Raw genomic sequence first — 7,770 nt, 5'->3', positions numbered from 1 at the left:
GTTCAACGCGATCGCGGCGCCCGCCGCCGGCCTTGCTGCTAGCGGAGCGGTTCTTGCCGGCTCGGACGATGCGAAGGCCGCGCCCATGGCGCCGGAACCGCCTCCAGGCGCTGTCCTGATCGATGAGCCCGCCGCCGATACGGGTAACGGACCGCTTGTCGTCGCGGTGGCCGCGGACCGGGCAACGGCCTACGGACCCTCAACACTGTGCTGGCCGGCGGCGACGGTTTTCGCTCGGCTGTGCCGGGCGGCGGCGCCTTGGCTAGGCTGGGACAGAACGCGCTGTCGCAGCGGGGGCCTGACGCGATCGACGAGGCGACACGCCAACACAGCTCCCTCTACGCGCAGAACGCCGCCGCCATGGAGCCGGCCAGTATGCGCGGCCCTCGGGCGATCTTGGGCCTTGGCGCCTCAACCGCGCCGCGGCCTCCTGCGACGCAGCCGGGCGAAAGCCTGGAAGAGCGGCTGCTGATGCTGCTAAGAGAGGGCGGGGCTTAGCGGATTTTCGAGCGAACCGGAGGCCGCTTCGCGTGAAGACAACGCTCCAGGCGGTGCAGGCGACAGCCTAGTGATTGCGGGGGCGGTCGACGCTGTCACGGGCAAGAGTCGCGTTCGGGAACAGCGCTGAACCTATAAGCACCAGGCCGGCAAAGCCGAAACCGAGTGCAGCCATGAAAAACACCCCGCCGGGCCTCATTCCGGCGGCGAATATCTCGAGCCCGACTGGCACGAAGGCCAAGAAGACCAGCCCGACAACGAAACATACAACCCGCCTTGTTCGCGACATAGGCTTGGGCCGCAGCTTAGCGTTCGGGTCGTCGTCGATGATCGTACCGGGTTCAGTGATTTTCATCTCAAAGACATGCCATGCTTCGTGGTGTGGGCACTATCCATCTTCAATGGAAGCCGCTTGACGTTCTGACGGTCAAGTAAATTGTAATGCTTCCTCTGAAGCAGAGCGAATCGTAAACCCAAGGCCTGTGGCCAGGCCAGTCTGCTCATTCTGCAGGTCTTGATCCGGAAGCCCACCTTTTGCGCCGCCGGGGGCGGTTATAGACGAAATCGCCGCGATGCTTTGCGCCGATATGATCAGTGCTCGCTTCTCGCTCACGCGTATCCCCATGTCTTTGATCCTGCCGAAAGGTAAGGGGCAGAATGCATATCAAACGCTGCCAACTCCCCGGCTGTTTCAGCCAACCCAAGCCCACCCCAAGCCGCCCCTCACCGGGCGGCTTTTTCCATGAGGAGCCGCCATGGCCGGCGCTGCCTATCAGCTCAATGTTTCCGCAACCGATGACGAGACCTTCGCCTTCACCTGCGAATGGACGCTCGCTGACGGCTCCGATTTCCCGTGGGCGGACTACGCTTACGCCTATGAGCTGAAACGCGACCGCCGCCCGATCCTGTCGCTGACCGACGGCGATGGCCTGGCTGTCGACCCCAGCGAAAACACCATCACCTTTCAGCCGCCTGAGGCGATGCGCCTCTGCGCCGGCCAATACCGGCATGGCTGCCGCATCACCCACACCGCAACCGGCAAGACGATCCAGGTCTTCGACGGCTCCGTCACCATTACCGAGGGGAATTTCTGATGCCCGATGTCAGCATCGTCGCGCGAGGGCCGTCTTCGTTGAAAATGCGGTTCCGCCCCGGCCTCGTCGGGCCGCCGCTGGCTGGAGACGATTTTGCCACGCAGGCAGAAGCAGAGGCCGGGACCAACGCCGAGAAGGTCATGTCGCCGCTGCGGACGGCCCAGCAGACGACGGCCCGTCTCGCCAGTCAGGCAGTCGCGGAGGCCGGCGCGGACAACGACAAACTGATGTCGCCGCTGCGGACGGCTCAGCAGACGACGGCCCGGCTCGCCAGTCAGGCAGTTGCCGAGGCTGGAGCAGACAACGATGAGCTGATGTCGTCGCTACGGACGAAGCAGCAGATCGATGCTCGACTGGCGGTCGACGTGGATTCCGAGGCACTGACGGACACCGCAAAGCTGATGGTCCCCGCGCAAGTGCGCGTCGCGGTTGAGCGAGCCCAATTCAGCTACGAGGATATGGCGAACCCGGCGACGCTGAGCGATATCATCCAGCGGACGGGGAGCACGCCTCTTTTCGATGGCGCCGACGCAGCAGATGCCAATCATGCCTCCGCGATCAATTCCTGTATTGACCGCGTCATCACGAATGGCGGTGGTATCGCGTGGCTCCCGCCAATTGCTCCGGGGGTGGATTGGAAAATCGGGGGTCCTATCTACGGCCACAAGACAGGCGTGACTGGGTCGCGCGTGAAGATCCAAGGCGTAGGTCAGCAGGCTAGGCTTAAAGTCACAGCTGCCGGTGGTGACGTGTTCATTGTCGGGGACGGCACAAATCCGGTCTACTACGTCTACCTTCGCGATCTATACATCTACCGGGATTCTCAGCCATCCGGCCAACGGGATGTTGTTTTTACACATGCCAATATCTGCGAGGTGCACAATTTCATCTCAGATGGATCGGTCGAAGGTGTCAGAGTCGAGCATAGCAATTCGATCTTTTTCAACCGTTGCCATATCAACATGCCCTATGCTGTCACTGGCATAGGCGCTCGTGTCGTCAGCAGTCCAGCGACGGCCTATCGAACCGATATCGTCGTCTTTGACGAGTTCACGGTTCAGGCAAACTGCGCGGGCTCTCACGGCCTCGTCATTAGCGGCCGTGTGGCCGGCGTGCATACGAACGGATTTTATGCGCTCGGTGTGAAACGCGGCCTTCAAATGATTTCTACCTCGACGGCGTTGGCCGATTTGCCGTCATTCTGCGCCTTCTACAAGTTCGAGGTTGACCGAGCGACGGAAGCCGCGGCGGTGTTGGATCGCGGCTTCCGTACTGAGTTCCACCGCTGCGATATCAGCAACACTTCTGGTGCAGTGGGGCAGGGCGGCGCGGACATCGCGGCCTTATTTGTGGGAGAAAACATGATCGACACCAAGTTTATTGGCGGTCGGATCACCAATTGCCAAGGTCAGGCCGTGGATGAAAGCGGCAAGCGGACGCAATATATTGGTACCACATTTAGCGACATGTCGAAAGCGGGAGCAGGCAGCTACTCAGCTGTCCACCTTAATCCATCCGCGCGCGGATTCAAATTCCTCGGCTGCGATTTTGATTGTTCCAGCCGGGCAGCGTACGTCTTCAACATCAACGCCGCTACGAAAAACGGAGTCATCAAGGATAATACTTATCGCGACGTGGTTACGGGCTTCAATACCGGGACAGGGGCCAACATTACCATGGCGGACAACGTGAACGATACTTGAGGCGGCGCTCCAACGTGCAGAGAGTGCCCTACTCAATGCGATCGAAGAGCGTGCCACAGCCACACCGTCGCCCGATGCGAGTTTTTGTCGATAGCAACAGCCCCGATTTCTTCCATGGCCCGCACGCCGTTGAGGCATGGCAGAACGGCAAGCCGCTGGGTGGATGCCGTTTGCTGGATAAGGAGGCCGGCCTTGCTCGCGTTGAGGTCAAAGGCGACAGCGGCGCCACGATCGTCCGGGAACTCAAGGTGTTGCTGAGCTTAGCGCCCGTCGACAGCTGAGGCTAGTCTGGAGCTGACCGTGCACCAGCATTCGTGCTTTTGAGGCTGGATTGATCTAGCAAATCACAAAGGCTCACGATACGAACGATCGAGAAGGATCGTACGAGAGCGTGTGCAGATGGCGACCAAGTTTCTGACCCGAGAGCAGGCACCTAAAACGATAAGTTGCAAACTCTGCGGGAATCCATCGGCGCTTCAGTTTGGCCTTCCCCACAACAAGCGAGCCAATCATCCTATTCCTGATGAGCCGGATGATTGCTGGTATTATCAGTGCTCTCATTGCAATTTCCTGTTCACGCCGGCGCTGGATGAGGACGACCACACCGAGATCTATGACGAGACCTACTGGCACAATCAGGATCCTGATTGGTATGGTCGTGTCACAGAGACATTCCGCCTAGTTGCTCTAGCCAATGAGCTTTTACACAAGCGGCTCGACGAGATCGAAATTCTCGATTTTGGCTGCGGCATCGGGGGCTTCCTAGATATGAGCCACCGCAGTCTCGGTCTTCATACCTGGGGAACGGACATTATTCCGCCCAAGGTTGGCAAGGAGTGGTTCCTGCCGGATCTCGGCGACAAGAAATTCGATGTTATAACCGCCTGCGAAGTTATCGAGCATCTGCCGAATCCGCGCGCGATTTTCGATTTCATCCGGGGGCATCTCAAGTCGCCGGGTGTCTTCGCCTTCCAGACCGCGCAGTGGGATCCCGCGTCTCTGGATCGCGACTGGTGGTATCTCGGCCCTCATAACGGACACATCAGCCTCTACAGTCGAGAAGGGCTGACGCATGTTTTCAACGACATGGGCGGTGTCAACCGGCGGTTGTGGAACAACTATGCCGGGCTCCAAGCTTGGCTGTTTAAGTAGGGTCTAGGCGGCCTGAAGCATCAAAATTTGATGCTTCAGGGAAAGCATGTCTGCCTATCGCACTCGCGGCATTCCGCCATGCGGCCAGAACAACGGCATGCGGCTGTTCTGGACATATTAAGCAACCAATTTGCTGCGAGTACAGCTTCCCAAAAGTTGTGTTTCAGGTAGTTAGGTAGCATCAAATTTTGATGCTCCTGGGGAACTGATGTCTAAGACCGACGCCTTGACGGCCCTGGTTGGCCTCCAACGGTCCGGAACGAATTACGTCAGCAACCTGATCCGGGAACGGTTCGGGATCGATGTCACGACGCGGTCGGGCGTCTGGAAACACGCCTTTGTCAGCGAATGCGCCGACGAGATGGAGGGCAAGCGGTTCCTGGTCGTCACGCGCCATCCGGTGATGTGGCTGCAGAGTTGCCTGCTTCATTCCCCGCGCGATCTCGTCACGCGGCGCACTGAGTTCTTCAAGGACGGCCTGGACAACCCGGCATCCTTCGCCGACGTGTATTCGCACTACTATAGCGGTTGGAGCGCAGTCTGCGCCGCCGGGCATGGATCGCTCGTGTCCTATGAGGCGACACTCGAGGGCGGCGCCGATTATCTCGGCCGCATCATCGGAACGGGGACGACAAGCGAATCCCGCGAGCACGTCGCTTCTGTTCCAATGTCATTGGCTTTCGCCCCGGAAGATGTCGAGGCGTATCGCCGGCTGGAGTGCTCTCTGGACAAGAGCCTCGTCCTGGATTTCTGGTCGCGCCTCGACCCGGCATTGCCGACCGAGCTCGGCTACGATCTTGAGAAGATCAGCTTCGTTGCCACCAAATCCGCCCGCAGCCTTGGATATCAGTTCCTGCAAGACCCGAGCAGGATCAGCGAGGCTGAGTTCCGGCAATTGCTGCTGGAAGCCGAGGGGCGGTTCGCCAATGACGGGCCGATTTTGGACATGCTCTCGATCGGGCAAGCCCAGCGCGGCGACCAGGACTCCGCCTTGCTGCTCGGCAGCAGGGCGATATTGGCCTATCAGGCCGCGATGAATCGGTTCGCAATGGACAGTGGGGCTCACATCCCGCAGGTGTCGGCGATAGATCGATTGATCGAGCACTTGTCGGCGCGTCGCGCTCAAACGCTCCAGAGCACGATCGATCATTTTTCGGCTCGGATCGCAGATGGTGGCCTGACAGCGACCCAGGACTCGGAGTCCTGTTTCTATCTGAGTGACTGCTATTACAGGGGCCGCGACCTCGAAAAGGCCATCGATTACGGCAGGCGGGCGATCGAGCCGGCCTCCGACCGAAATGCGGGAACCCTCATTGTCATTCCCTGGCTGTTCCACCATCTTGGAAGCCTCTTGGCTGAGGCAGGGCTTCACGAAGAGGCCATCGCCAACTTTGCGCGGGCTGCAGAGCTTGAACCTCGGGAATATCGCTACTCGATGCATGCGAGCCATTCTCACATGGCTCTGGGCGATTACGATGGAGCCATTCGAACCGCGCAATCGGCATTGGCGCTAAATGAGAACCTGCCCGCCATCCGACGGTTGCTGGCCGAATGCTATCATCAAAAGGCTGCGGTGATGTTCGGTGCCGGCGATCTCGCGGGGGCCGCGCGTTATAGCAGGCTCTCGACCGAAACCATGCCCGAGCTGCCGGGCTATTCCTATTTTCTGGGCGAGATCGAATATCGCTTGGGCAATGACGAGGCGGCTATCCGGGCGGCCGAGGTGGCGACAAGCTGTCAGCCCGCTGAGGCCTGGCATTTCCACTTCCTCGGCCGGATGCATCTGAAAGTCGGCAATCATGCCAAGGCTGCCCAAGCATTCGCGAGCGCACGTGATCTCGATCCTGAAAATCCAGAGCATGCGCGCGGACTCGAGGATGCTGCTCTTCTCGCAAGAACCATTACTGAGACACAAGCTCTGGACAGGGTCTCTCAGGCCTGACCCTTCTCGGCGATAAGACCGAAACAGGTGCAGGCAAATCCGTCGATCGAGAGCTTGATATGGCGCTCATCGCCGCCCCACCATCTTTGGGCCTCGGGGCTCATCTGATGCAGGTAGGGCGGGAGATCGATAAAGCGGTCCATCGGCTTGCGGCCGACATTAAAATCGAGCGGCTTGACCTTGTGCCCTTTCGCTTCGAGGCGCGCGGCAATTTCGACGAAATGCGAGCGCTGAAACAACACGGTTGACCAGTTGTCGATAGTCTCGCGGTCATTGAGAAAGTTGAACTCGGTGGTGTGAACGACGATTCCGCCCGGCCTCACGGTCGCCATAGAGTTTTCTATGAAGGCCAACCCCTTGGCGATGCTGCCGAGATGTTCGAGCGCGCATAGCGACCAGCAGAAATCGTAGGCTTCGAGGTCCGGAGAGATTGCGTTCATATCTTCAAAGCGGAACAGAATGTTCCGGTCGAAGTCCTCGCGCGAAACTAGGTCGGGGTAGAACAGCTTGTCCGCCCCTTCCGCCCATTGGTTCGTCCTGAGCCACCCCTGCGCTGCCTGGCTAGATGGCGGCAAGTCGGTCACCGTGACCTCGACGCCGCGGCTTGCAAGATATGACGGGATCGCCTCGGTTCCGACGCCGAACCCGATACCGCGTGTCCCGGGCTTGAGCAAATCGGATTCATGCAAAGCCTGAAGTAGAAAGCAGACCTCCCAGATCTTGCGGTGCATGATGCGGGCGATGTGAAGCTCCCTGATCCAGTGCGCGGCCCAGTCACTTTCAAGGTCGGTTTGTGTCGAAGGTTTCGACTTTAGTCCGACGATCGAAGCTCGCGTCGCGGCCGGGTCGGGCAGTTCCTGTGCAATACGATGGGCGAGTTCGTAGCCGAAGAATTTCGTATTCAGACGGACAAAATCGAAATCTCGCGCAATACTAGCAAGAGCGCCGGCGGACGGGCGATTGTGCGCATCCGTGATTTCACTAAGAATAGCCAGTTTTCGACGCAGATCATCTAAGTCGTCTGTCATTGATAAGGCCCCCCGCCCGGCATGACGCCCGACTTCAAAGCGCTGGAGCGAACTTAGTCAACCCTTAGCCAACTTCAGCTTCCTGCGGGCGTTTTCCAACATCCGGAGCATCGTTATGCATTTTCGCGAGGTGGAGGGCGCGCCGCTTTCGCTTGGCTATGAGCTTGGCAAGACCTGCCTGAAAAGAACGGCGTCGATGGCGGTTCAGGCAAGACGAGCCGCGCCATCTGCGCGATGTCCCAGCGTGGCCGCAGGCGGCAATCTGACGGCCGAGATCGTCAAGGCGCAGCGAGCGGCGACAGCGGGGAAGCGAGCCGCGGGCGGCTGCAGGTTCCTGCGGATCTCCGCCGTCT

The 7,770-nt window shown here is 59.5% G+C and carries 7 protein-coding genes; 5 read left to right on the top strand and 2 right to left on the bottom strand.

Going from position 1 to position 7,770, the window contains the following annotated elements; all coding sequences use genetic code 11:
• Positions 1-565: 565 nt before the first annotated feature.
• Entirely contained in the window at positions 566-853 is a 288-nt protein-coding gene (locus CYD53_RS10355; protein WP_103718021.1) for a hypothetical protein, read from the bottom strand.
• A gap of 400 nt (positions 854-1,253) precedes the next feature.
• Here CYD53_RS10355 and CYD53_RS10350 point away from each other — a divergent pair, with 400 nt between their 5' ends.
• The 5 genes from CYD53_RS10350 (at position 1,254) to CYD53_RS10330 (ending at position 6,389) form a co-directional block, all read left to right on the top strand.
• Positions 1,254-1,592: a hypothetical protein gene (locus CYD53_RS10350; protein WP_103718020.1), complete on the top strand. Its 339-nt coding sequence runs from the start codon at positions 1,254-1,256 to the stop codon at positions 1,590-1,592.
• Positions 1,592-3,295, top strand: coding sequence for a hypothetical protein (locus CYD53_RS10345; protein ID WP_103718019.1), 1,704 nt, complete (start codon positions 1,592-1,594; stop codon positions 3,293-3,295). Before CYD53_RS10350 ends, CYD53_RS10345 begins: the two co-directional genes overlap by 1 nt.
• Positions 3,296-3,330: 35 nt before the next feature.
• Positions 3,331-3,576 (top strand): hypothetical protein, encoded by a 246-nt coding sequence (locus tag CYD53_RS10340; protein ID WP_146055881.1) that lies wholly within the window; start codon positions 3,331-3,333, stop codon positions 3,574-3,576.
• Positions 3,577-3,694: 118 nt separating this feature from the next.
• Positions 3,695-4,447: a class I SAM-dependent methyltransferase gene (locus CYD53_RS10335; RefSeq protein ID WP_103718017.1), complete on the top strand. Its 753-nt coding sequence runs from the start codon at positions 3,695-3,697 to the stop codon at positions 4,445-4,447.
• A gap of 208 nt (positions 4,448-4,655) precedes the next feature.
• On the top strand, positions 4,656-6,389 hold the full coding sequence (locus CYD53_RS10330) for a tetratricopeptide repeat protein (protein WP_103718016.1): 1,734 nt from the start codon (positions 4,656-4,658) through the stop codon (positions 6,387-6,389).
• Here CYD53_RS10330 and CYD53_RS10325 read toward each other — a convergent pair.
• Positions 6,380-7,417 carry a methyltransferase domain-containing protein gene (locus CYD53_RS10325; RefSeq protein ID WP_103718015.1) on the bottom strand — a complete coding sequence of 346 codons (1,038 nt, stop codon included), beginning with the start codon at positions 7,415-7,417 and terminating at the stop codon, positions 6,380-6,382. The genes CYD53_RS10330 and CYD53_RS10325 overlap by 10 nt on opposite strands.
• Positions 7,418-7,770 lie beyond the last annotated feature (353 nt).

It is taken from the genome of Allobosea psychrotolerans (genome assembly GCF_002917105.1).
Taxonomy (GTDB): domain Bacteria; phylum Pseudomonadota; class Alphaproteobacteria; order Rhizobiales; family Beijerinckiaceae; genus Allobosea; species Allobosea psychrotolerans.
This window is presented reverse-complemented; position numbering and strand designations above follow the sequence as displayed.